This is a genomic window from Mesorhizobium sp. M0938 (genome assembly GCF_040319125.1).
GTDB lineage: Bacteria > Pseudomonadota > Alphaproteobacteria > Rhizobiales > Rhizobiaceae > Mesorhizobium > Mesorhizobium robiniae.
This window is the reverse complement of the sequence record NZ_JAMYNS010000006.1, coordinates 237085-260473: the sequence shown is the minus strand read 5'-3', so window position 1 is coordinate 260473 and position 23389 is coordinate 237085. Positions and strand designations below refer to the sequence as shown.

At 62.5% G+C, this 23389-nt stretch carries 18 protein-coding genes; 14 read left to right on the top strand and 4 right to left on the bottom strand.

The genetic code is table 11. From position 1 onward, the window contains the following. Positions 1–24 precede the first annotated feature (24 nt). The 4 genes from NKH73_RS13130 to NKH73_RS13115 are packed head-to-tail and all read right to left on the bottom strand — an operon-like array spanning position 25 to position 5192. Positions 25–642 (bottom strand): sarcosine oxidase subunit gamma, encoded by a 618-nt coding sequence (locus NKH73_RS13130; RefSeq protein ID WP_352931953.1) that lies wholly within the window; start codon positions 640–642, stop codon positions 25–27. After that, positions 635–3628 (bottom strand): sarcosine oxidase subunit alpha, encoded by a 2994-nt coding sequence (locus NKH73_RS13125; protein ID WP_352931951.1) that lies wholly within the window; start codon positions 3626–3628, stop codon positions 635–637. Before NKH73_RS13125 ends, NKH73_RS13130 begins: the two co-directional genes overlap by 8 nt. Continuing rightward, positions 3625–3921: a sarcosine oxidase subunit delta gene (locus NKH73_RS13120; protein WP_352931949.1), complete on the bottom strand. Its 297-nt coding sequence runs from the start codon at positions 3919–3921 to the stop codon at positions 3625–3627. Before NKH73_RS13120 ends, NKH73_RS13125 begins: the two co-directional genes overlap by 4 nt. Positions 3922–3932: 11 nt before the next feature. Next, positions 3933–5192, bottom strand: coding sequence for a sarcosine oxidase subunit beta (locus tag NKH73_RS13115; RefSeq protein ID WP_352931948.1), 1260 nt, complete (start codon positions 5190–5192; stop codon positions 3933–3935). 218 nt (positions 5193–5410) lie between these two features. On the opposite strand from NKH73_RS13115, the gene NKH73_RS13110 reads away from it, so the two are divergent. The 14 genes from NKH73_RS13110 to NKH73_RS13045 all read left to right on the top strand — a co-directional run bounded on the left by NKH73_RS13110 (position 5411) and on the right by NKH73_RS13045 (position 23388). Next, positions 5411–7909, top strand: coding sequence for a mechanosensitive ion channel domain-containing protein (locus NKH73_RS13110; protein ID WP_352931946.1), 2499 nt, complete (start codon positions 5411–5413; stop codon positions 7907–7909). Positions 7910–8190: 281 nt separating this feature from the next. Next, positions 8191–8454 carry a hypothetical protein gene (locus NKH73_RS13105; protein WP_095486721.1) on the top strand — a complete coding sequence of 88 codons (264 nt, stop codon included), beginning with the start codon at positions 8191–8193 and terminating at the stop codon, positions 8452–8454. Between the two features lie 268 nt (positions 8455–8722). Continuing rightward, positions 8723–10156 (top strand): UbiA family prenyltransferase, encoded by a 1434-nt coding sequence (locus NKH73_RS13100; protein WP_352931942.1) that lies wholly within the window; start codon positions 8723–8725, stop codon positions 10154–10156. A 2-nt stretch (positions 10157–10158) separates the two neighbouring features. Further along, positions 10159–11511: an FAD-binding oxidoreductase gene (locus NKH73_RS13095; RefSeq protein WP_352931940.1), complete on the top strand. Its 1353-nt coding sequence runs from the start codon at positions 10159–10161 to the stop codon at positions 11509–11511. A gap of 122 nt (positions 11512–11633) precedes the next feature. Continuing rightward, positions 11634–12083: an EamA family transporter gene (locus NKH73_RS13090; protein WP_352931938.1), complete on the top strand. Its 450-nt coding sequence runs from the start codon at positions 11634–11636 to the stop codon at positions 12081–12083. After that, a complete protein-coding gene (locus NKH73_RS13085) occupies positions 12080–13087 on the top strand; it encodes an NAD-dependent epimerase/dehydratase family protein (protein ID WP_352931936.1) in 1008 nt (335 codons plus the stop codon). Before NKH73_RS13090 ends, NKH73_RS13085 begins: the two co-directional genes overlap by 4 nt. A 23-nt stretch (positions 13088–13110) precedes the next feature. Next, a complete protein-coding gene (locus NKH73_RS13080) occupies positions 13111–14583 on the top strand; it encodes an aspartate aminotransferase family protein (protein WP_352931934.1) in 1473 nt (490 codons plus the stop codon). A gap of 21 nt (positions 14584–14604) precedes the next feature. Then, positions 14605–15834 carry a hypothetical protein gene (locus NKH73_RS13075; protein WP_352931932.1) on the top strand — a complete coding sequence of 410 codons (1230 nt, stop codon included), beginning with the start codon at positions 14605–14607 and terminating at the stop codon, positions 15832–15834. A gap of 279 nt (positions 15835–16113) precedes the next feature. Further along, on the top strand, positions 16114–18675 hold the full coding sequence (locus tag NKH73_RS13070) for a GcvT family protein (protein ID WP_352931929.1): 2562 nt from the start codon (positions 16114–16116) through the stop codon (positions 18673–18675). Between the two features lie 119 nt (positions 18676–18794). Then, positions 18795–19637 (top strand): DUF1194 domain-containing protein, encoded by an 843-nt coding sequence (locus tag NKH73_RS13065; RefSeq protein WP_352931927.1) that lies wholly within the window; start codon positions 18795–18797, stop codon positions 19635–19637. Positions 19638–19869: 232 nt separating this feature from the next. Further along, complete coding sequence (locus NKH73_RS13060) at positions 19870–20787, top strand: metal ABC transporter substrate-binding protein (RefSeq protein ID WP_352931925.1); 918 nt, start codon at positions 19870–19872, stop codon at positions 20785–20787. Next, a complete protein-coding gene (locus NKH73_RS13055) occupies positions 20784–21689 on the top strand; it encodes a manganese/iron ABC transporter ATP-binding protein (protein WP_352931924.1) in 906 nt (301 codons plus the stop codon). The genes NKH73_RS13060 and NKH73_RS13055 overlap by 4 nt, the downstream gene beginning before the upstream one ends. Continuing rightward, positions 21686–22543, top strand: coding sequence for an iron/manganese ABC transporter permease subunit SitC (gene sitC / locus NKH73_RS13050; protein WP_352931921.1), 858 nt, complete (start codon positions 21686–21688; stop codon positions 22541–22543). The genes NKH73_RS13055 and sitC overlap by 4 nt, the downstream gene beginning before the upstream one ends. Next, on the top strand, positions 22543–23388 hold the full coding sequence (locus NKH73_RS13045; protein WP_352931919.1) for a metal ABC transporter permease: 846 nt from the start codon (positions 22543–22545) through the stop codon (positions 23386–23388). The genes sitC and NKH73_RS13045 overlap by 1 nt, the downstream gene beginning before the upstream one ends. Position 23389 lies beyond the last annotated feature (1 nt).

The window sequence follows — 23389 nt, the reverse complement described above, 5'->3', positions numbered from 1 at the left end:
GAGGTGACGACGCGCCGCCTCTGTCTACTGCACTTCGTAGCCGACTTCCTCGCTGGCGTGACAGAGCGCCTTCCAGAACGAGCGCGCAAACGACCGGAATACGTAGATGTCAAACTGGTCGGCGCCGGTGCGCTGGATCTGGGCGAAGACGTCATGATGCGTGGTCGAGCGGCCGGCACCGATCGGGAAAGCCGGCAGCGCGAAGTCGATGGCGAAGAATTTCGCCAGCACCCATTCGGCCTTCGGTCCGGCGATGCGGATCGCCGTGCGGCCATGCGATAGATCGGTCACCGTGCCGATATCAGGGGTGACGACACTGGCAAAGGCCGATGCCAGGCCTTCGGCCTCGTCCACTACGGTGAATTTTCCAGGCGCAAAGCCGAATGCGGACCTCGCGCCGTTGGTGCTGCCGGCGCCGGCGCCGTCGGGCAGGGCAATGCCGGTAACGGCGCGGATACCAGAAATCAAATTCTTCTCCTGGCCCGGCCAGGTAGCGAGCTGCAGGATCGACCCCGGCCTGGTTTCGGAGAGGATGACATCGATGCCGTGTTCGAAGTCGCCATGCGAGCCGGTGCGCAGTTCCGGCTCGAGCGGGGCCAACTCGATGGGTGCCACATCAAGCGGTGATTGGCGCTCAACCATGCATGCGGCTCCCGTCCGGATCAAAGAAGTGGTTGGAGACGATCTCGACCGGGCCGAACCGGTTGCGCAGGGGATCGGAGATATGGGCGCGCGTGCCGCGCCGTGCCTTGCCGTCTTTGACCAAAGCGAGCGCGATGTACTTGCCGAGTGCGGGCGAATAACAGCAAGCGGTGATGTGGCCGATGGAATCGTGCGGATTGGCTTCGTCGAGTTCCTCGACGATATGTGCGCCGCCGTTGAGCGGCTGGTTATCAAGCGAAATCAGCCCGACGAGTTCCAGACGGCCGGGCGCGATCAGGCCCTCGCGATCCATCATCGCGGAGCCGATGAAGGGCTTCTTCTTGGACAGCATCCAGTCGAGATGCAGATCGCGCGCCGTGGTGCGGCCGTCGATCTCGGCGCCGGTGACGTGGCCCTTCTCGATGCGCATCGTGCCCAGCGCCTCAAGCCCGTAAGTCACCAGTCCGAACGGCTTGCCGGCTTCGATCAACGCTTCCCAGACATGGGTGCCGTACCCGGCGCCACAGTACACTTCGAAGGCCATTTCACCGGAGAAGGAAAGCCGGCAAATCATGACAGGCACGCCTGATATCTTGCCACGCACGATGCCCATGAAAGGCAGAGTGGCGTTGTCGACGGCAGTGCCGGTGACGCAAGCAGCAAGAATGTCTCGCGCCCTTGGTCCGCCGATCGCGGCACCGGCCCATTCGTCGGTCACTGACGTGACGTGGACCTTGAGCTCCGGCCAGATGACGTCGAGGAAATACTCCAGATGCTGCATCACCCTACCGGCATTGGCCGTGGTGGTGGTCATCAAGAAGTCCTGTTCGCCGAGCCGCCATGTCGTGCCGTCGTCGAAGGCCAGGCCGTCCTCGCGCAGCATCAGCCCATAGCGGGCCTTGCCGACAGCCAGCGTCGAGAACATGTTGGTATAGACCCGGTCGAGGAATTCCGCCGCGTCCGGACCCTGCACGGCGATCTTACCCAGCGTCGAGACATCGACAATGCCGGCGCTCTCGCGCGTCGCCCTGGCTTCGCGCACATAAGCCTGCTCGATCGTCTCGCCGGGATGGCCGTAAATCATCGGGCGATACCAGAGGCCGGCCGAATACATGGTCGCGCCATTGGCGACGTGCCAGTCATGCATCGGCGTCAGCCGCTCGGGCCTCAGATCGCCGAACCGCTCGGCGGCGAGTGAGCCGATCGACACCGCCGAAAAGGGTGGGCGAAAGCGTGTCGTGCCGACTTCCGGGATCGGCTTGCCCAATGCCTCGGCCATGATGGCGAGACCGGGTATGTTGGAGCTCTTGCCCTGGTCGGTCGCCATGCCGAGCGTGGTGTAGCGTTTCAGATGCTCGACCGAGATGAAGCCTTCCCGATGCGCCAATCGCACATCTTCCGCTGTCACGTCGTGCTGGAAATCGACGAAGCTTTTTCCATTGGCCTTGATTTCGAACACCGGCGCCGGATCAGGATTGCCGGGGGCTGCTTCGACGACCGGCAAGGCCGTCGGTGCCCCTGTTCCACCCGCCGCCGAAAGCCCGGCGGCGCGGCCTTCAGCGATTGCCTCGGCTGTGGAAAAACTGCCGGTGAAGGCGCCGGCGCCAATCCATCGCTGGGTTGGCTTCGGTGGCAGGAAGGCCTGTCGGGCGGCATTCCACTCCGCCTTGGCGCCGGCCTGGCTGGCCAGATGGATGGTCGGCGACCAGCCTCCCGACATCAGCAGGCAGTCGGCGTGAATGCTGCGCGCGTCGCCGGCAAGGGCGCCGTTGGCCATGTCGAAGCGCTGTACCTTAACGCCGGACAGCGCCTTGCCGCCCTCGGTGGTGACCACGGCGTGACCGGCAAGGCTCTTGGCCTCCGCTTCATCGGCGAGCCCGCGCATCTCGCTCGATAGCTCCGGGCGCACGTCGACGATGGCGACGATCGCAGCCCCGGCCTTCTTCAGCGCAAGGGCAGAGCGATAGGCGCTGTCGTTGTTGGTGAAGATTGCGATCCTGTTGCCTGGCAGCACGCCGTATTCGTTGGCATAACGCTCGGCGGCATGCGCCAGCATCACACCCGGCCGGTCGTTGCCCGGAAACACCAGCGGCCGCTCGTAGGAACCGGTGGCCAGCACCACCGACTTGGCGCGGATGATCCAATAGCGGTGGCGCGGTTCGCCCTTGCCGGGAATTTCCTTATGATCGCTGACCCGTTCGAGCGCGGCGAGCGTGTTGCCGTCGTAATAGCCCCAGACCGTAGTGCGCGACAGCAGGCGGACATTGTCATAGCCTCCGAGCTGGCCGGCGGTTCGCGCTGCCCAGTCCGCCGCCGGCATGCCGTCGATCGTCTCGCCCGACCAGTTGGCCGAACCGCCGAAATGCGGTTCGAGCTCGCTGAGAATGACACGCGCACCCTGGTCGGCGGCCGCCCTGGCGGCCATCAGCCCGGCCGGACCGGAGCCGACCACCAGCACATCACAGAAAGCATTCATGCGCTCATAGCGCGCCGTGTCGCGGGCGGCTCCGGCGCGGCCGAGACCGGCGGCGCGGCGGATGAAATGCTCGCAGAACATCCAGAAACGCGTGCCCTTCAGTGGGCCGATCGCGGGTCCCATGAAGGTCTTGTAGTAGAAGCCGGCGGACAGAAGCTTGCCGCCAAGCTGGTTGGCCGCGCTGACATCCCAGGATAGCGACGGAAAGCGGTTCTGGCTGACAGCCGTCAGCCCGTCATAGATCTCGACCATGGTCGCGGCGATGTTGGGCTCGCGGACCTCGCCGCGCAGCACCGTCACCAGCGCATTCGGCTCCTCGACGCCTGATGTCAGCACGCCGCGTGGGCGGTGATATTTGAACGAGCGCCCGAACAGGGTGACGCCATTGGCCAGCAGCGCCGAGGCAAGCGTGTCGCCGGCATGACCTGTGTAAGGCGCGCCGTCGAAGGTGAACCGGATGGTTCGCAGCCGGTCGATCCGACCACCGGCATGGGTACGACGAGGGCTCATGACTTGCCCCCCGCCTTGTGCCGTGCCGCGATCTTGTGGTCGCCGCGCGCGAAGGCGGCGCTGGAGATCTCGTGCGTCAGCGTGTTGCGCACGACCCTGAGATGGGCGCGGCAGCCGCCGGAATGCTGCCAGATCTCATTGTGGTCACCCGCCGGGTTCAACCGGTCATAGACATAGGCGTTCCAGGCATCGAGGTTCTGCGAGGCAGGCTGAGGGCGCTCGCGGTTGCCATCGCCCTGATAAGTGAATTCGATGACGTCGCGCGGGCCGCAATAGGGGCAGGTAATCAGCATGGAGTCCTACCCTAATGCAGCCTAGGCGTCGCGCCCTGGCCCTTGTCGTCGATCACCAGGCCGCGATAGAAACGGTCGAGCGTGAAGGGTGCGTTGAAGTCGTGCGGCTCGTCCTTTGCGATGGTCCAGGCAAAGCACCAGCCGGAGGCTGGCGTCGCCTTGAAGCCGCCGTAGCACCAGCCGCAATTGAGATACATGCCCGGCAGCGGACCGGTGGTAATGATCGGCGAACCGTCCATCGACATGTCGCAGACGCCGCCCCATGAACGTAGCATGCGCACGCGCGCAAGCCCCGGAAACAGCGCCAGCATCTCGCTCATCACCTCATCGACAACAGGCAAACTGCCGCGCTGGGCATAGCTGTTGTAGCCATCGAGGTCGCCGCCATAGACCAGGCCACCCTTGTCCGACTGCGAGATATAGAAGTGGCCCATGCCGAATGTCAGGATCGTGTCGATGATCGGCTTCAGCGATTCCGACACGAAGGCCTGCAGCACATGGCTTTCGATCGGCATGGTCTCGATGCCGGCAAGCTGCATGACGCGTCCGGTGCTGCCGGCAACCGCAAGCGCCACCTTCTTGGCGCGGATCTCGCCGCGCGTCGTCGATACGCCCGTAATGCGGTCGCCGTCGCGCAGGAAGCCGGTGACCTCGCAATTCTCGATGATGTCGACGCCGCGGCGATCGGCGCCGCGTGCATAACCCCAGGCGACGGCGTCGTGACGGGCGCTGCCTGCGCGCCGCTGCATCAGGCCGCCGATAACAGGGAACCGCGCCGAACCGGAAACGTCGAGCGCCGGGACAAGGCGCTTTATCTCTGCCGTCGTCATCAGTTCGGCGTCGACGCCGAGATGGCGCATGGCGTTGCCGCGTCGGGCAAGATCATCGAACTGGCCGGGCGTATGGGCAAGATTGAGGCAGCCGCGCTGCGAGAACATGACGTTGTAGTTGAGATCGTGCGAAAGGTTCTCCCACAGCTTCATCGAATGTTCGTAGAAGCGGGTGTTGGCAGGCAGCAAATAGTTGGAGCGGACGGCCGTCGTGTTGCGGCCGACATTGCCGGAGCCGAGCCAGCCCCTTTCCAGCACCGCGACATTGGTAATGCCGTGCTCCTTGGCCAGGTAATAGGCGGTCGACAGGCCATGACCGCCGCCGCCGATGACGATCACGTCATAGGATGCCTTCGGGTCCGGCTTGCGCCAGGCCGGCTTCCAGTCCTTGTTGCCGGTCAGCGCGTTTTTGAGAAGCGAAAAGGCCGAATATTCCGCCATTCTTTCTGTTATCCGTTCTGGCTTTTTGTCGTCCGTGCTGGGCGATGCGGCACACTATAGAGCAGGCCGTCGCCGCAAAGCCAATATTGCGCCATCGCTTTTCGACTGGCCGACTCCGAAATCGGCGGGCGGAGCGGGACGGCTTGCTCCCAGGTATGAGCGTCTTTATCAAGGGCAAGCTTTTAGAACGCCTGCCGCCCGTGAGTCGCCAAACAATCATGCTTTTCCGACTGCTCCGCTTTGTTCTGGTCTTGGCGATCGTTGCCTCAGCGCCGCTGCCGCATGGCGCGGTGGCGCAGGCGCTTGACCAGGCTCCCTCGGGGGTAGTCGCCGACCAGCAGAAAATCCTGCAGGATCTGACGACAAAGACCGACAATCTCGAAAAGAAAACCCAGGAAGACGGTGTCGACGACGCCGGCCTTGTCGATATTCGCCTACAGCTCGAGGAATTATCGCGAGACGCGCTGAACAGCGCGCTTGCCTTCCGCCCGCGCCTTACGGAGATCAACGCAAGGCTCGATCAGCTCGGTGCGCCGCCGGCCGCGGGCCAGCCGCCCGAGCCCGATATCGTGGCCACCGAACGCCAGGCGCTGGCGTCCGGAAAGGCCGAGATCAATGCTGTCATCGCCGCGGCGCAAAACCTGTCGATCCGCATCAGCGGCCTCATCGACAAGATCGCCAATATGCGCAGCGAGCTGTTTCGCAACCTGCTCACCAAGCGCTACGTGCTGTCCGATGCGTTAAGCCCCAAGGTCATTTCCGATGCCAACGATGAATATGCCGGCTTCTACAAGGCGGTGTCATCGTGGCTGACCTTCGCCTTCAAGTTCAAGTTCCGGGCCGTGCTGGCCGCGACCTTGACCGCGCTTTGCCTGGCGGCGGTGCTTTTTGTCGGGGGGCGGCGTCTGTTCGGGCGTGTCTTCGAAGCCGACCCTTCCGTCGAGGATCCCTCCTATCTCAGCCGGCTGTCGGTGGCGTTCTGGTCGACATTATTGCCAACGCTGGCGGTCGGTGTCTTTCTCGTTTCAACGATTTTCTTTTTCAACTATTACAATGTCTTGCGCGGCGGGGTTGACGTAATTGGCATTTTTCTGAATGCACTGGCCGCCGTCATCGCGGTGGTGTTCTGCGTCAACCGGTTGGCCAATGCAGCGCTGGAGCCACGGCTGCCGAACTGGCGCCTCATACCCGTCGAAACCGGCCCGGCACGCTGGTTGGTGCGGCTGACGACCGCCATGGCGGTGGTGATCGGCGTCAACACCTTGCTGTCGGTCGTCAACGACAAGATGGGTGCGCCGCTGTCGCTGACCATCGCTAGAAGTTTTGTCGCCACGATCATCGTTGGCATCATCCTGATCCTGATGGGGCTGCTTAAGCCCTTCAAGGCCGCCGACGGAAGCTGGCGACCCTGGCCGGCGTGGCTGCGCTACACCGCCATCGCTCTAGGACTTTTCACTATCGCCGCGGCGCTGCTGGGCTATATCCGCCTTGCCACCTTTGTCTCGCTGCAGGTGGTGGTCACGGGCACCATTCTGGTCACCGCCTATATCGGCTTCCTGTCGGCGCGGGCGATCGGCGAGGAAGGCGGCTTCGCCAACACGTCGATCGGGCGCTGGCTTTCGACCAATTCAAGCTACGAGGCGACCGCGCTCGACCAGCTCGGCCTGGTCGTCAGCATCGCCATCAATCTGATGATCGTGCTGCTGTTCCTGCCGCTGATCCTGTTGATGTGGGGATTTCAGCCCGGCGACATCCAGGCTTGGGCCTACAAGCTGGCTACGGGTCTCACCGTCGGTTCGGTGACCATCTCGTTCACCGGCATCCTCACTGGCATCGTTGTCTTCACCGTCGGCTATTTCCTGACGCGCTGGTTCCAAGGCTGGCTCGATGGCTCGGTGATGGCACGTGGCCAAGTCGATACCGGCGTGCGCAACTCGATCCGCTTGGTGGTCGGCTACGCCGGCGTCGCGCTCGCAGCACTCGTCGGCATCTCGGCAGCGGGCATTGATCTCTCCAATCTGGCGCTTGTCGCCGGCGCCCTGTCCCTCGGTATCGGCTTTGGCCTGCAGAACGTCGTCTCCAATTTCGTCTCCGGCCTGATCCTGTTGGCCGAGCGGCCGTTCAAGGTCGGCGACTGGATCGTCGCTGGTGACATCAGCGGCACGGTCAAGAAGATCAGTGTGCGCGCTACCGAGATCGAGACGTTCCAACGGCAGTCTGTGATCCTGCCCAATTCAAACCTGATCAACAATGCCGTCGGCAACTGGACGCATCGCAACAAGCTCGGCCGCATCGACATCAAGGTCGGCGTCGCCTACGGCAGCGACGTCAAGCAGGTCCATGCTGTCCTTCTGGAGATTGCGCGCGGCCATCCGCTGGTGTTGAAAAATCCGGAACCTTTCGTGCTGTTCACCAATTTCGGACCGGCTGCTCTCGAGTTCGAAATCCGCGTGTTCCTGGCCGATGTGATGAACGGCAACACCGTGCAGAACGACATCCGGTTTGCCGTCCTCGACACGTTCAACAGCGAGCATATCGAGATTCCGTCTACACCGCGCGCCGTCGTCGAGACCAAGACGCATGAGGCATGGCCGATTGACGACGACAAGATCGAAGTCGATTTCGCCGAACAGGAGCGTGCGGTGGCTGAAGCCGCAGCCGAGGCGAAACGCCTGGCCAAACCGGGGCGCAGGACCCGCAAGCCGGATCCCGATTAGGATATATCGATATTCAGGTGATGAGCGGCAGTTTCCTGCGCTTCCGGTACTCACGTACCCAAAAGTACGCTCCGTTCCGGTTCTCGGAACCCACCACTCTCAGCTCGGCCTGACCTGAATCTCAACATATCCTCAAGGCAGGCTCCAAAGCAGCGAAAGCAATTGCGGCATGAATGCGGCATTCAGTTGCCGTTCAGCTTCCATGTCATATAAGCTCGTATGCAAAGGGCGAGAATGCCTTGCGAAATGCAACAGAGGCGGTGGAAACACCGATATTGCAAATGTGGAAGTCTCTCGTCGCCGCCATCGCTTTTCTTGCCGTGGGCGGTTCAGCCTTCGCCGCTAGCGCGACCAACAAGGACGCCGAGACCCGCACGCTCGTCGTGACAGAAGGCGGCGGCAAGACGGAGCTGGCGCTGGCCGCCGGCGAAACCGCGGAATTCTGCCCGAGCGGGTGCTTCGTTACCATGCCGAATGGCGACCTCGAGGCGCTGACCGGTTCGGAAACGATCGAAATCTCGGGCGGCGTCGCCCGTATCAAGTAACCCGCGTCAAGTAACGTCGGCTGCTTGTTTTCGAAGGCCGGGCAAATGCCCGGCCTTTTATCGTTTCGGGTCATCGATGCTTAACGATGAAGGGGGAAATACCGTCACGCGGACCAGGCCGTGCCGAGCGTTTTAACGTTCGCTGCGCTGTTCCCCGCTATACCGGGCCGAAGACGCCAAAGCACGGCGCAGGTTTTGGATTCGGCGCATGATCCTGTCCGAAAAATCAGTTTTCGGGGTCATGCGCTTTTAGGCAGGGCGACGGAAAATGGACGCGCGGTCGGACAGGAACGCAATTCCGCTTGCGGTCGATCTCGACGGCACGCTGATCGCGACTGATCTGTTGTGGGAGGGGCTGTTCATCCTTCTCAAGAAGAATCCACTTTATGTTTTCCTGGTGCCGTTCTGGCTCGCCGGCGGGCCGGCGCGGTTGAAACAGGCCATCGCTTACCGCGTCGATATCGATCCTGCGTCGCTGCCTTACCGTGAGGCGCTGCTTCAGCGCCTTCGCACCGAACATGGTGAGGGCCGCCAGATCGTGCTTGCGACCGGCACGCCGCGCAAATTCGCCGAGGCAATCGCCGCACATCTCGGCATATTCGACCGCGTCCTCGCGACCGACGGCCCCTACAACATGACTTCGGGCAGAAAGCGCACTTCGCTTGTCGCCGCTTACGGCGATGGCGGATTCGACTATGCCGGAAACAGCCGGCACGATCTTCGGGTATTCGACGCTGCGCGCACGGCAATCGTCGTTGCGCCCGACCGCCATGCCGCGCGCTGGCAGGCCGCGCACAGTGCCGAAATGATGCCGGCGCCGAAGCCGACAATCAGAACTATCGTCAAGATGCTGCGTGTCCATCAATGGCTGAAAAATTCGCTGATCGCGGTGCCGATGGTGCTGTCGCACGAATACTTCAACGCCGACATGATCTGGGAATGTCTGCTGGCATTCGTCTCGTTCAGCGCGGTGGCTTCCGCCATCTACATCCTCAACGATTTCTTCGATCTCGCACTCGACCGCAAGCACCCGACCAAGCGCAACCGGCCATTCGCCAGCGGCGCGCTGTCGATTCCGTTCGGCCTCGGTTCGATGGCGGTGCTGCTTGCAATAGGTCTTGGTGCAGGACTTCTGCTGCCGATCGAATTCCTCGCCGTGCTCGGCGGCTATATCATTGTCACCACCGCCTATTCATTGTCGTTCAAGCGCATGCTCCTGATCGACGTGCTGACGCTGGCCGGTCTTTACACGATCCGCGTTCTGGCGGGCGCCGCGGCGACCGGTGTGGACGTCTCGTTCTGGCTGCTGGCCTTCTCGATCTTCTTTTTCCTGTCGCTGGCGCTGGTGAAGCGTTTCGTCGAACTGCGCACGACCGCCATTCCGGCCGGCGAGCGCATTGCCGGTCGCGGCTACCGCACCGAAGACCAGGAGATCGTCGCCCAGGCGGGCATGGCCTCGGCCTTTTCCTCGGCACTGGTACTGGCGCTCTATATGGACAGCGTTGCGGTGCGCGAGCTCTATCCGCACCCTTGGCTGGTCTGGCCGCTGGCGCCGATCGTGCTTTACCTGACTATGCGCGTCTGGATACTTGCCCGCCGCGACGAGATGCATGACGATCCGGTCGTCTTCATCATCCGCGACTGGCGCAGCCAGATAGTCGTGCTCATCGGCGCCGTGTTTCTGGTCGCCGGAGGCTGGTAGGCATGGCGAAGGAGCGGTTCCAGAGCTTTGGTCTTGCCAACCCGCCGGCGTCCGGCGCGATCATGGCGGCTGAAGCCATCGCGCTGCTGAAGAGCGGCAAGGCGACAAGAGATGCCTTGCTCGCCTACGGCAACGGCCGCTCCTATGGCGATTCCTGCCAGAACGAGGCCGGCAGGGTCGTCGACATGCGGCCGCTGAACCGCATCCGCGCGTTTGACGCCGAGACCGGCGTGATCGAGGCCGAGGCCGGCGTGCTTCTGCCCGACATCATCGCCCATGCGGCGCCCTACGGCTTCTTTCTGGCGGTCGTTCCGGGCACGCAGTTCGTCACGCTCGGCGGCGCCATCGCCAATGACGTTCACGGCAAGAACCATCACCGGCGCGGCACCTTCGGCTGCCACGTCGAATCCTTCACGCTGCTCAGGTCGGATGGACGGACCCATTACTGCTCGGCCACCGACAATGCACGCCTGTTTGCGGCGACGATCGGCGGCATGGGGCTGACCGGACTGATCCTGTCGGCATCGATACGGCTGATGCGGGTGCCATCGCTCGACATCGTCGAGGTGGCAACGCCGTTCCACGACCTCGGCGAATTCTTCGAGCTTGCCGAAGCGGCCGACCAGGCCAACGAATACGTCGTCGCCTGGATCGACCAGCTTGCCGGCGGCCGCCGCCGTGGGCGCGGTCTGCTGTTCACCGGCAATCACGCCGAGCATGGCTCCCATGTGGCCTTGCGTGCAGGTGGGAATCTTTCGGTGCCGCTCCAGCCGCCGTTCAACGTGCTCAACCGGCCGTTCCTGACGGCCTTCAACGCCGCCTACCGGTGGAAGAAAGGCCGGTCTACGGCGCCGCGCAAGGTCGGCTACCAGGGGTTTTTCTTTCCGCTCGACGGCGTCGGTAACTGGAACCGGCTCTACGGACCGAACGGGCTTTTCCAGCACCAGAGCGTGGTGCCGGAGGACGCCGCGCGGCGGGCGGTGCCGGCGTTGCTTGCGGCGGCAAAGCGGGCCGGGCAGGGATCGTTCCTGACAGTCCTGAAGCGCTTCGGCGGGGTCCGTTCGTCGGCACTGCTGTCGTTCCCGCGCCCGGGTTTTACGCTGACGCTGGATTTTCCCAACCGCGGCCCGGCGACCCTGGCGCTGCTGAAGGAACTCGACCACATCACGATCGAGGCCGGCGGCGCGGTCAATCCTTACAAGGACGCCCGCATGGGCGCAGACGTCTTCGCCGCGTCCTTTCCGGAATGGCAGCACCTCGAAGCCATCCGCGACCCCGCCTTCATGTCGAGCTTCTGGGCGCGAACGGCGAAAAAGCTCGAAGCGCGGCACGCAACCGCCGAGGCCGCGGAATAGCTAAAATCCGAATAGTTCATGGTTAACGGATCGCTAAATACAGAGTTTGATCGAAGTGTTTGCTACTTCACGAAATGTTTGCAGATTTTAGATAGACCGATGAATGGGCTTGTGGAAATAACATGAAATACATCGTCTTCATTCTATTCACGGTCATGACCAATGCTGCTGCGCAGCTCATGCTGAAGCAGGGCATGATGTCGCTCGGTCCGATTTCCTTCGAGGGCGCCAATCCGTTGTTGAAACTGTTGCAGATCGTCTTCAGCCCGTGGGTTTTCCTTGGCCTGTGCACCTTCGTCATCTCGATGGCGTCGCACCTTTATGTGCTGTCCAAGGTCGAGCTCAGCTTCGCCTATCCGTTCCTCAGCCTCGCCTACGTCGCCGTTGCGATCTTTGCCTATTTCATCTTTCGCGAAGACCTCAATGCCTGGCGCATCGCCGGCATCGCTTTCATCTGCGTCGGCACGGTGCTGATCGCTCAAAGTGGCCGGGATTTGGGCGGTCAAGGGCATGAGGACGAGACGGCTGGCCTTTCCCCCGACAAGATAAACACCAGCGGGATCGTTCGATGAGACATGTGATCTTCGGCGGCGACGGTTTCGTCGGCCGCCACCTAGCCCCGAAATTGGTCGCCGACGGCGAGGAGGTGGTCGTCGCCGATATCGCCAAGAGCGACCTGCCGCATTACCGCTCGGTCCGCGCTATCAGGTGCGATGTCACCGATCCGGCCTCGGTCGCTTCGGTCGGGCTGAAGGCCGACGACATGGTCTACAATCTGTCGGCGAAAATGCTGTCGCCGATCCAGGTGCGCGCCAAGCGCCACGAGTTCTTCTTCCCGGTGAATTTCCACGGCACCGAGCACATCATCCAGGCAATGGACAGGGCCGGTGCGGCCAAGCTCGTCCATTACACGACCGACATGATCTACGGCCATACCGTCACGCAGCCGATGACGGAGGAACATCCGGTCGCGCCGCTCGGCGAATATGGCTGGTCGAAGCAGAAGACCGAGGAACTGGCCGCCGAATGGCGCAAGCGCGGCATGTCGATCTCGCTGTTTCGGCCACGCCTGATCATCGGCCCCGGCCGCCTCGGTATCCTCGAAAAACTGTTCAAGCTGATCGACTGGAACCTTCCGGTGCCGATGATCGGCTCGGGCAAGAACCCGTATCAGTTCATCTCGGTATTCGACTGCGCCGAGGCCGCGCGCGCCGCCTGGAAGGCCGGTGTGCCTGATGAAGCCTATAATCTCGGTTCCCTCAATCCGCCGCCGGTGAAGAAGTTGCTCGGCGACCTGATCAGGCATGCCGGTTCGAAGTCGATCCTGATCCCGACACCGGGCTGGGCGGTCAAGCGCACGCTCGACCTGCTCGACCTCTTGAACATGCCGATCATGGATCCGGAGCAGTATCTGATCGCCGACGAGGACTGTGTGCTCGACGTGTCCAAGGCCGAACGTCAGCTCGGCTGGGTGCCGCAATATCGTGACGAGGACATGCTGATCGCCGCCTACAGCGAATACCGCGCCAAGAAAGACGGCCATGCCGTCGCCGCCAAACATGTGCCCGCCGAGTGAAGGGCCAGCAGGAGACTCTTGAGATGACCGTCATGACCAAGCCAGACCACACGACTGCGCGCGCCACGGTCAGCGCACCGGCGCTTTCGCCCGCCACCATCGCCAAGCCCGATCTGATCAGCGTCGAGCAGGCCAAGGCGATGGACGTCGCGCGCATGACCGACCTTTTCAAGGCGCATCTCAACCCTGGCCAGTTGCATTTCATGAAGCTGCTCGGCTTCCACAAGATCAAGATCGAGCGTGCCGAGGGCATGTTCTACATCGATCAGAACGGCCGCAAGATCCTGGATTTCTTCGGCGGCTTCGGCTCGCTGGCCTTCGGGCACAATCATCCGCGCCTTCTCGAAGCGCGCAAGAAATTCCAGGAGGAGAAGCGGCAGGAGATCGCCATCGCCTTCCTGTCGCAATATGCGGCAGCCCTGGCGCACAATCTCGCCAAATGCTCGCCCGGCAATCTCGACATGGTGTTTCTGGGCTCGTCCGGCTCGGAAGCCATGGAAGCGGCGGTGAAGCTCGCCGAGCGCGCCGCCGGCCCGAAGCGGCCGAAGGTCGTCTACGCCGAGAATTCCTTCCACGGCAAGACCAAGGGCGTGCTGGCGATCACCGACGGCTCGCTTTACCGCGCCGACTTCAAGGTCGCCGACAATGTCGTGCGTATCCCGTTCGCAGACATCGAAGCGGTCGAGCGCACCTTCCGCTCCGATCCCGAGGTCGGCGTCATCGTGCTGGAAACCATCCAGGGCGGTGGCGGCATCATCCAGGCGCCTGCCGAATACTGGCAGAAGCTGCGCGCGCTCTGCGACCAGTATGGCGTGCTGTGGGTCGCCGACGAGGTGCAGTGCGGCTATGGACGCACCGGCCGCTTCTATGCCTTCGAGCATTACGGCGTCGTTCCTGATGTGACGGCGCTGGCAAAGTCGCTCGGTGGCGGCAAGGCGGCGGTCGGTGCGATGATTGCGCGGCGCGAGGTCTACATGAAGGCCTATGGCACGCCGAAGACGGCGATGATCCACGCCATGGCCACCTTCGGCGGCATGGGCGAAGCCTGCGTCACCTCGATCGAGGCACTCAACGTGCTTTACGACGAGGGACTGATCGACAACGCCGCAGTGACCGGCGACTACCTCCTGCAACGCCTGCAGGCGCTGAGTGAGAAGTACCCGAAGATCATCAAGGACGTCCGCGGCAAAGGCTTGATGGTCGGGCTGGAATTCCACGACTTTTCGCAGACCTTGCCGATGGTGCTGCGGCCTGTGGTCAGCGTGCTTGACGAGAAGCTGAAGGGATCCTTGTCCGGCTTCGTCGGAGCGCTGCTGCTGCGCGACTACGACGTGCTCGTCGCCTTCACCGAATACAACCGCAACGTCATCCGTCTCGAACCGCCGCTGATCTGCCAGCGCGAACATGTCGACCGCTTTATCGAGGCGCTCGACAGCCTGCTGTCGCGCGGCATCGTGTCGATCGTGAAGGATTTCGTCAAAAGCCAGGTCCGCTAGCCAGGTCCGCTGAGCGAAACCATGCTGACCAAATCTCCCGTTTCGACAAACCTGCTCGACCGGCTCACCGAGGCCGGTCTGACGTGGGGCGAGGGCACCTATGCGCGTCTTGCCGCACCGATCGGGGCGGCGGCCTTCGCGCTCTACATCCTTCTGACCGCTGCGATGGCATGGTTCATGCCCGACGCCAATTGGGACATGCTGCCCTATCTCGCAGTCGCCGAGGAAGGCACCTATCCCGATATGCAGGCGCTGCACGACTATGCCTATGGCACAGTCAGGGACGGTGTATCGGCGGGCGACTACAAGGCGCTGGTCGATGACGGTGGCGGCTTCCGCAGCCATATGGTTGGAAATGCCACCGACTTCCATTCGTTGCTCGGCATGTATCGGGTCAAGTTCCTCTACGCCGAGATCCTTTCGACGATGAGCTCTGTGATGTCGCCGGTCGAGGCGATGCGGCTGCTACAGGTACTGTCGGTGTTGCTGTTCGGTGCGATCGCGCTGCTCTGGCTGCGGTCCGAAGGCGCGCTGGCGCTGGCGCCGGTCGCCGGCGCGGTGCTGATCATGGCCGAATTCGGCGATGTGGCGCGGGCCGCGACCCCGGATCTGCTGTGCTCGGCGCTGTTCCTCGGCGGGCTTTTTGCGTATGTGCGCGGTCGCGAAGTGGCGACGGCGATCCTGCTTTTCCTCGCCTTCATGGCGCGGCCCGACAATATCGTCTTTCTCGCCATCTTCGCCGTGCTGCTGGTCGCCTTCCGGCAGAAAGCGTGGGGCGCGCTGGCCGGTTTTGCCGCCTCCTTGGTCGCCTATTTCGCCATCTCGCATTGGGCGCAGCATCCCGGATGGTGGCCGCATCTGTGGTTCTCCAGCGTCGAGCAGCACTACAATATGGTCGGTTTCGATCCGCCGTTCTCGGCTGTCGCCTATGTCCGGGCTTTTGCCGCCTCCCTGGTCCGTGCCGTCAGCCTGAACAACTGGGTCGGCGTCTCGGTGCTGGCGCTGGCGGGGTGGTATGCAACCAGCCGCGCCGGCTTCAAACTCGACCGCCGCGCCGGCATCCTGTTTGCGGCGCTGGTGCTCGGCGTGCTGGCCAAGTTCACCGTCTTCCCGATCCACGACACCCGCATCTACTTTCCCAACCTGATCCCGCCGTTCCTGCTGCTCGCCGGCCCGTTCATGGCGCTGTGGGCCAGCATCAAAGGGCGTCGCGCCGCAGTGTTGCATGTCGTTCCGGGGGATAGGTCATGAGTTCCGTCTCCAGCTGGCACGCATCATTTCCCCTTGAAACAGCTGATCTCAAAGACCCGTGCCGCGCGTCCTTTTAAGCCCACGAGGACGCTGTAGAGTTTTCTTCGGCGCGTGATCCCGGCGAAACTCGATTTCCGATTTTTCGGGGTTATGCGCAGGGGTCGCGCCGCACCTGCGGCGTGTCGCAAACAGGCGGTAGCGCGATGGCCGTCGCCTGCATATTGTGCGCCGGTCAAGCGGGCGCCGGCGCCCGCAACAGCACTTTTGGAGTCGCGGGCAATGGCAGGGTTTCCGGAAAAGGCGAAGGTCGTCATCGTCGGGCTGGGCGGCATTGTCGGCGCATCGGTCGCCCATCACCTTATCGAGCGCGGATGGGACGATATCGTCGGCATCGACAAATCAGGCGTCCCGACCGATATCGGCTCGACAGCGCACGCCTCCGATTTCTGTTACACGACCAGCCATGATTTCCTGTCCTGCTGGACGACGCTCTACTCCATCGATTTCTACGAGAAGATGGGTCATTACGCCCGCATCGGCGGCCTCGAGGTTGCTCGCGTCGGCGACGACGATCGCATGGCGGAGATCAAGCGCAAGATCGCCTCGGCAAAGGCTTTTGGCACACGCGCGCGCTTGATCGAACCGGCTGAGATTAAGGAAAAATTTCCGCTGATCGAAGAGCAGATGGTGCAGGGCGGCCTGTGGGATCCCGATGCCGGTCTCGTCATCCCGCGCTCGCAAACCGTCGCCGGCAAGCTGGTCGACCAGGCGGAAGCCTCTGGCAAGCTCAAATCCTTTGCCAACACGCCGGCCAAGTCGCTTATCGTCGAGAATGGGCGCATCAAAGGCGTGGTGACCGACCGCGGTACCATCGAAGCCGACTACGTGATCGTTTGCGCGGGTATCTGGGGCCGGTTGATCGCGGAAATGGTGGGCGAGGACCTGCCGGTCATGCCGATCGACCATCCGCTCACCTTCTTCGGCCGGTACACCGAGTTTGCCGGCACCGGCAAGGAGATCGGCTGGCCGCTGCTGCGCGACCAGGGCAACTCGGCTTACATGCGCGACACCGGCGATCCCAAGACCGCCGAAGGCGGGCAGATCGAATGGGGCTATTACGAAGAGACCAATCCGCGCCTCTGCCACCCGCGCGACCTTCTGGAGAAGAACCAGGCCCGTCTTTCGCCCTCGCAGCGCGACCTCGACATGGAACAGATCCTGGCGCCGCTCGAGCGCGCCATGGAACTGACGCCGATCCTGGGCGAACTGGGCTACAATGAGAGCCATTCCTTCAACGGGCTGCTGCAGGTGACGGCGGATGGCGGCCCCTCCATGGGCGAGAGCCAGAAGGTGCGGGGCCTCTGGTATGCCGTCGCGATCTGGGTCAAGGACGGCCCCGGCATGGGCAAACTCATCGCCGACTGGATGACGGACGGCCGGACGTCGATCGACCATCACGCCATCGACTATGCGCGCTTCTATCCGCACCAGACGCAAGAGCAGTTCATCTGGGATCGCTGCACCGAAACGGCGATGAAGGTCTACAATCCGGCGGTCCATCCGCGCGAGCCCTTTTCAAAAGGCCGCAATGTGCGTCGCTCGCCCTTCTGGGAGCGCGAGAAGGAACTCGGCGCCTATTTCATGGAACTGGGCGGCTGGGAACGTGCCCATGGCTATGCCGCCAACGAGCATTTGCTCGATAAATACGGTAACCGCGTGCCGGTGCGCGAAAACGAGTGGGACAACCGCCATTTCTGGCGCGTCTCCAACGCCGAGCATCTCGCCATGAGCGAGGATTGCGGCATCGTCAACCTATCGCATTTCGCGATGTATGACGTCGAAGGCCCGGACCATGTCGCGCTGATGGAATGGCTTTGCGCGGCAAAGATCGGCGGCGATACCAACGTCGGTAAGGGCATTTATACCCACTTCCTCGACGAAGAGGGCATGGTGCGCGCCGATCTGACCGTCATCCGCATGGCCGACCGTTGCCGCGTGATCGACGGCGCCGATGCCGGTCCGCGCGACTTCCAGTACATCAGGCGGACGGCGCAGGACAAAGGCTTCGACGTCACCGTCACCGACGTGACCGAAAAGTACGTCACCATCGGCATCTGGGGTCCGAATGCGCGGTCGACATTGCAGAAGGTCGTCGAGGACCCGGATGGCCTGACGCCGGAGAATTTTGCCTTCGCAGCGATCAAGCCTGTCAGGATTGCCGGAAAGGACGTGACCGCTTTCCGCATCTCCTATGTCGGCGAGCAGGGCTGGGAACTGCATATGCAATACGAAGACGGCCTGGCCGTCTGGGATGCGCTGCGTTCGACCGGCGTGATGGCTTTTGGCGTCGAGACCTATGCCAACAGCCGCCGCATGGAGAAGAGCCTGCGCCTGCAGAACGCGGATCTTCTGACCGAGTACAATCTGCTGGAGGCCGATCTTGCCCGTCCGAAAGTCAAGGAGGCCGACTTCAGCGGCAAGGCAAAGCACTTGGAATATCGCGCCCGCGCCCATCAGCCGGCCATGCTTTGCACGCTCGTCATGACGGACAATGTCGACTCCAAGGGCGTTGCCCGTTATCCGGCCGGCACGATGCCGGTGATGGACCCGCGAACGGGCGAGACGCTGGTCGACGAACTCGGCCGCCGATCCTTCACGACCTCGATCGCCTACGGCCCGACCATCGGCAAGAACATCGCGCTCGCCTACCTGCCCTGGACGTATTGCCAGGAGGGCCGCAAGCTGACAGTCGAATATTTCGGCGAGACGTACCCGGTCGAAGTGGCCGCTGTCGGCTACAGGCCGCTCTACGACCCGGAGAACCTCAATCCACGCAGCTGAGCGTTGATGGCATGCCGACCGCTACGACGGGCTGTCCTCGCAAAAACGTGAACGCAAGAGCCCAGCCCAGCGCTGGGCTTTTCGCTTTGTGACGCGACGATTCTCGCTTACCTTGCGGCATGTCTGCTTTTCCCCGCGCAAGACATCTCCTCTCTGCTGCCGCTGCGCTGACGCTTTGGCTGGCGCCGGACTCCCGCGCCGCCGAACCCGTCGATATCGAACTGGTGCTGGCGGTCGACGTTTCACTTTCGATGTCGCCAGCCGAGCTCGAAATCCAGCGTCGCGGCTATGTAGCGGCACTGACGCACGACACGGTGCTGCAGGCCATCGCCGATGGCGCCTATGGCAAGATTGCCGTCACCTATGTCGAATGGGCCGGCACGACCTGGCAGCACGTCATCGTGCCGTGGACGGTGATCGCCAATCGTGCCGACGCCGAGCGGGTGGTCGAGCAGCTCTCCGCCCATGCACCCAACAGCGCCCGGCGCACCTCGATTTCCGGCGCCTTGCAATTCGGCAGCGATCTCTTCGCCGAAAGCGGCTTTCGGGGCGCCAAGCGCGTCATCGACATTTCAGGCGACGGCCCCAACAATCAAGGTGCTCCCGTCGACGTGGTTCGTGACGGATTGGTCAAGCAAGGCATCACCATCAATGGCCTGCCGCTGATGACCCGGAGCGGCTTCACCAGCGTTTATGACGTCAATTACCTCGACCGCTACTACACCGACTGCGTCATCGGTGGGCCCGGCGCGTTCATGATCCCGGTCAATGAGTGGACGCAGTTTCCCGAAGCGATCCGCCGCAAGCTGGTGCTCGAGCTTGCCGGGCCTGCCTCGCCGCAATGGGCTGCGGATGAAGCGGCGCATCCACCGGTGGTGCTGGCACAAGACAAACCGGGCACCGATTGCCAGGTCGGCGAGAAAATGTGGCGCGACCGAAGCTGGATGTACGAAAGCCGCTAGAGCGGTTGCGTTTCACGGTAACGCCGAACCGCTCTATCTCTTTGTTTTTGCGCAAACACATCCTCTGGCCGACCATCGTGCGGTCAAGCTTTCTCCAAGTTTTTCCTGGAACCGTCTTGCAATTAAGTCGCATTTGCAGAATATGAGCATGTGGCACCCCCGCAGCGTCATGCAAATGATTTCAATTGCACAATCGGCGCCGCTAGGCATTGAAGCGCGAGAGGAAATGCGAATGATTGAGAGGCTACGACGATCGGCTCTTGTAGCGCTGATGGGCGTGACAATTGCTGCCGCGGTTTTCGGTCCCGCGGTCGCGCAGGAGAAATTCAAGGCGGTCACGACCTTCACGGTCATCGCGGATATGGCGAAGAACGTGGCGGGCGATGCCGCCATCGTGGAGTCGATCACCAAGCCTGGCGCGGAGATCCATAATTATGCGCCGACGCCTGGAGATATCCAGCGTGCGCAAGGAGCACGGCTCATTCTCTGGAATGGGCTCAACCTCGAACTTTGGTTCGAACGGTTCTTCCAGAACCTGAAGAACGTGCCGGGCGCCGTTGTTTCCGAAGGTGTGGAGCCGATGGGCATTGCGGAAGGGCCGTATACCGGCAAGCCGAACCCGCATGCCTGGATGTCGCCGCAGAACGCGCTGATCTATGTCGACAACATCCGCGACGCCTTCGTGAAACATGATCCGGCGAACGCCGGAACCTACAAGGCCAACGCCGAGGCGTACAAGGCCAAGATCGAGGCGACCATCACGCCGATCCGCGAGAAGCTCGGTACGATCCCCGAGGACAAGCGCTGGCTGGTGTCGAGCGAGGGCGCCTTCTCCTATCTCGCCCGCGACTTCGGTATGAAGGAACTCTACCTCTGGCCAATCAACGCCGACCAGCAGGGCACGCCGCAACAGGTACGCAAGGTGATCGATGCGGTCCGGGAGCACCAGATCGCCACCGTGTTCAGCGAAAGCACCGTGTCCGACAAGCCAGCCAGGCAGGTCGCGCGCGAGACGGGCGCGCACTATGGCGGCGTGCTTTACGTCGACTCGCTCAGCGAGACCGACGGTCCGGTGCCAACCTACATTGATCTTCTGCGCGTGACCTCCGACACCATCGAAAGAGGCCTCGCAGAAGGGCTATCGCAATGAATGCAGCCGTTGCGAATCCTGCTCCTGCGTCGTCAGATGAGGGGGCAGGCATTTCCGTGACGAGCGCCACCGTCACCTATCGCAATGGTCACACCGCCTTGCGCGACGCCACTTTCAACACTCCTACCGGAACGATCACGGCGCTGGTGGGCGTCAACGGATCGGGCAAGTCGACGCTGTTCAAGGCGATCATGGGTTTCGTGCGGCTCGCCAAGGGCGAGATACGGGTGCTCGGCATGCCGGTCAAGCTGGCGCTGCGCAACAGCCTCGTCGCCTATGTGCCACAGGCCGAGGAGGTCGACTGGAACTTCCCTGTGCTTGTCGAGGATGTCGTCATGATGGGGCGCTATGGCCATATGGGCATGATGCGCATCCCGAAAGCGGCAGACCGCGAAATTGTCTCAGCCGCGCTCGCCCGCGTCGGCATGAGCGAGTTCCGAAAGCGCCAGATCGGCGAGTTGTCCGGCGGCCAGAAGAAGCGTGTCTTTCTTGCCCGCGCGCTGGCGCAGGACGGGCGGGTTATCCTGCTCGACGAGCCCTTCACCGGCGTCGACGTGAAGACCGAAGACGCCATCGTCGACCTGCTGCGCTCGCTGCGCGACGAGGGCCGCGTGATGCTGGTCTCCACTCACAATCTGGGCAGCGTGCCGGAGTTCTGCGATCGTACCGTGCTGTTGAAGAACACGGTACTCGCCTACGGCTCGACCGCCGAAACCTTCACCCAAGCCAATCTGGAAAAGACATTCGGAGGCGTGCTCAGGCATTTCGTACTCGGCGGAGCCGGGCTGCACGAGGACGACGACAAGCGCCGCCTCGCGGTCATCACCGATGACGAGCGGCCGCTGGTCTTCTATGGCGAGAACGCGGCCATGCGGCAGAAGGTGCGGGAGCCGGACGAATGACGGATCTGCTTCTTGAACCTTTCAGCTATCAATACATGCTCAATGCCATGTGGGTTTCGGCACTGGTCGGCGGGGTCTGCGCCTTCCTCTCCTGCTATCTTATGCTCAAGGGCTGGTCGTTGATCGGCGATGCACTCTCGCATTCGATCGTGCCCGGCGTGGCCGGTGCCTATATGCTCGGGCTGCCTTTCTCGATCGGCGCTTTCTTCTCCGGTGGGCTCGCCGCCGCCGCCATGCTGTTCCTCAACCAGCGCACCAAGCTGAAGGAGGACGCGATCATCGGCCTGATCTTCTCGTCCTTCTTCGGGCTCGGCCTGTTCATGGTGTCGCTGTCTCCGACCTCGGTGAACATCCAGACCATCGTGCTCGGCAACATCCTCGCCATCACGCCGGAGGACACGCTGCAGCTTGCCATCATCGGTATCGCCTCGCTCGCCATTCTGCTCGTCAAGTGGAAGGACCTGATGGTTGTCTTCTTCGATGAGAGCCATGCGCGCTCGATCGGTCTCAACCCGACGGCACTGAAGATCATGTTCTTCACATTGCTCTCGGCCTCGACCGTGGCAGCGCTGCAGACGGTGGGGGCCTTCCTCGTCATCTGCATGGTGGTGACGCCCGGTGCGACGGCCTATCTGCTGACGGACCGCTTTCCGCGCCTTCTCGTCATTGCCGTCGTGATTGGTGCTGCGACCAGTTTCGTTGGCGCCTATGTCAGCTATTTTCTCGACGGCGCGACCGGCGGCATCATCGTCGTGCTGCAGACGGCGATCTTCCTCGTCGCCTTCTTCTTCGCACCCAAGCACGGCATGCTCGCTGCCCGCCGCCGCGCCGCGCAAGCGCTGGAGAATGCGTGATGAGCCTCATCGACACGCTTCTGTCGCCTTTTCAGTTCGGCTTCATGATCAATGCATTGGTGATCTCAGTGCTGGTCGCCTTGCCGACAGCGCTGCTGTCTTGTTTTCTCGTGCTCAAGGGTTGGTCGCTGATGGGCGACGCAATCTCCCATGCCGTGTTTCCCGGCGTGGTCATTGCCTACATCGTCGGTTTTCCTTTCGCTGTCGGCGCTTTCGCCGCCGGCATGGTCTGTGCGCTCGCCACCGGCTTCCTCAAGGACAACAGCCGGATCAAGCAGGACACGGTGATGGGGATTGTCTTTTCCGGTATGTTCGGCCTTGGGCTCGTGCTCTACGTCAAGATCCAGTCCGACGTGCATCTCGATCACATTCTGTTCGGTGACATGCTGGGCATAGGCCTGGGCGATATCGTCGAGACGGCCGCCATCGCGGCGATCACGGCCGGCACCATCGCCATCAAATGGCGGGATTTCCTACTACACGCCTTCGATCCGGCGCAGGCGAGGGCCGTCGGCCTGAAGGTCAATCTGCTGCATTACGGCCTGCTCTGCCTGATCTCGCTCACCATCGTGGGGGCGCTGAAGGCGGTCGGCATCATCCTCGCCATAGCCATGCTGATCGCACCAGGAGCCATCGCCTTCCTGCTGACGAGGACGTTCAGCACGATGCTGGTCCTGTCCGTGGTCATTGCGGCCGCCGCGTCGTTTCTCGGTGTCTACCTGTCTTTCTTCATCGACAGCGCGCCGGCTCCGACCATCGTGCTGCTGCTATCGCTCGTCTTTGTCGCCGCCTTAATCGTCACGACGCTCAAGGCAAGTCGGATGGAGACCGAGGAGGGCGCTTGAC

Excerpts from the sequence above, each read along its gene's own strand:
- NKH73_RS13060 (WP_352931925.1), top strand. The coding sequence starts at position 19,870 with ATGATTGAGAGGCTACGACGATCGGCTCTTGTAGCGCTGATGGGCGTG.
- NKH73_RS13085 (WP_352931936.1), top strand. The coding sequence starts at position 12,080 with ATGAGACATGTGATCTTCGGCGGCGACGGTTTCGTCGGCCGCCACCTA.
- NKH73_RS13120 (WP_352931949.1), bottom strand. The coding sequence starts at position 3,921 with ATGCTGATTACCTGCCCCTATTGCGGCCCGCGCGACGTCATCGAATTC.
- NKH73_RS13070 (WP_352931929.1), top strand. The coding sequence starts at position 16,114 with ATGGCAGGGTTTCCGGAAAAGGCGAAGGTCGTCATCGTCGGGCTGGGC.
- NKH73_RS13080 (WP_352931934.1), top strand. The coding sequence starts at position 13,111 with ATGACCGTCATGACCAAGCCAGACCACACGACTGCGCGCGCCACGGTC.
- NKH73_RS13110 (WP_352931946.1), top strand. The coding sequence starts at position 5,411 with ATGCTTTTCCGACTGCTCCGCTTTGTTCTGGTCTTGGCGATCGTTGCC.
- NKH73_RS13075 (WP_352931932.1), top strand. The coding sequence starts at position 14,605 with ATGCTGACCAAATCTCCCGTTTCGACAAACCTGCTCGACCGGCTCACC.
- NKH73_RS13090 (WP_352931938.1), top strand. The coding sequence starts at position 11,634 with ATGAAATACATCGTCTTCATTCTATTCACGGTCATGACCAATGCTGCT.
- NKH73_RS13095 (WP_352931940.1), top strand. The coding sequence starts at position 10,159 with ATGGCGAAGGAGCGGTTCCAGAGCTTTGGTCTTGCCAACCCGCCGGCG.
- NKH73_RS13055 (WP_352931924.1), top strand. The coding sequence starts at position 20,784 with ATGAATGCAGCCGTTGCGAATCCTGCTCCTGCGTCGTCAGATGAGGGG.
- NKH73_RS13125 (WP_352931951.1), bottom strand. The coding sequence starts at position 3,628 with ATGAGCCCTCGTCGTACCCATGCCGGTGGTCGGATCGACCGGCTGCGA.
- NKH73_RS13100 (WP_352931942.1), top strand. The coding sequence starts at position 8,723 with ATGGACGCGCGGTCGGACAGGAACGCAATTCCGCTTGCGGTCGATCTC.
- NKH73_RS13130 (WP_352931953.1), bottom strand. The coding sequence starts at position 642 with ATGGTTGAGCGCCAATCACCGCTTGATGTGGCACCCATCGAGTTGGCC.
- NKH73_RS13045 (WP_352931919.1), top strand. The coding sequence starts at position 22,543 with ATGAGCCTCATCGACACGCTTCTGTCGCCTTTTCAGTTCGGCTTCATG.
- NKH73_RS13105 (WP_095486721.1), top strand. The coding sequence starts at position 8,191 with ATGTGGAAGTCTCTCGTCGCCGCCATCGCTTTTCTTGCCGTGGGCGGT.
- NKH73_RS13065 (WP_352931927.1), top strand. The coding sequence starts at position 18,795 with ATGTCTGCTTTTCCCCGCGCAAGACATCTCCTCTCTGCTGCCGCTGCG.
- NKH73_RS13115 (WP_352931948.1), bottom strand. The coding sequence starts at position 5,192 with ATGGCGGAATATTCGGCCTTTTCGCTTCTCAAAAACGCGCTGACCGGC.
- sitC (WP_352931921.1), top strand. The coding sequence starts at position 21,686 with ATGACGGATCTGCTTCTTGAACCTTTCAGCTATCAATACATGCTCAAT.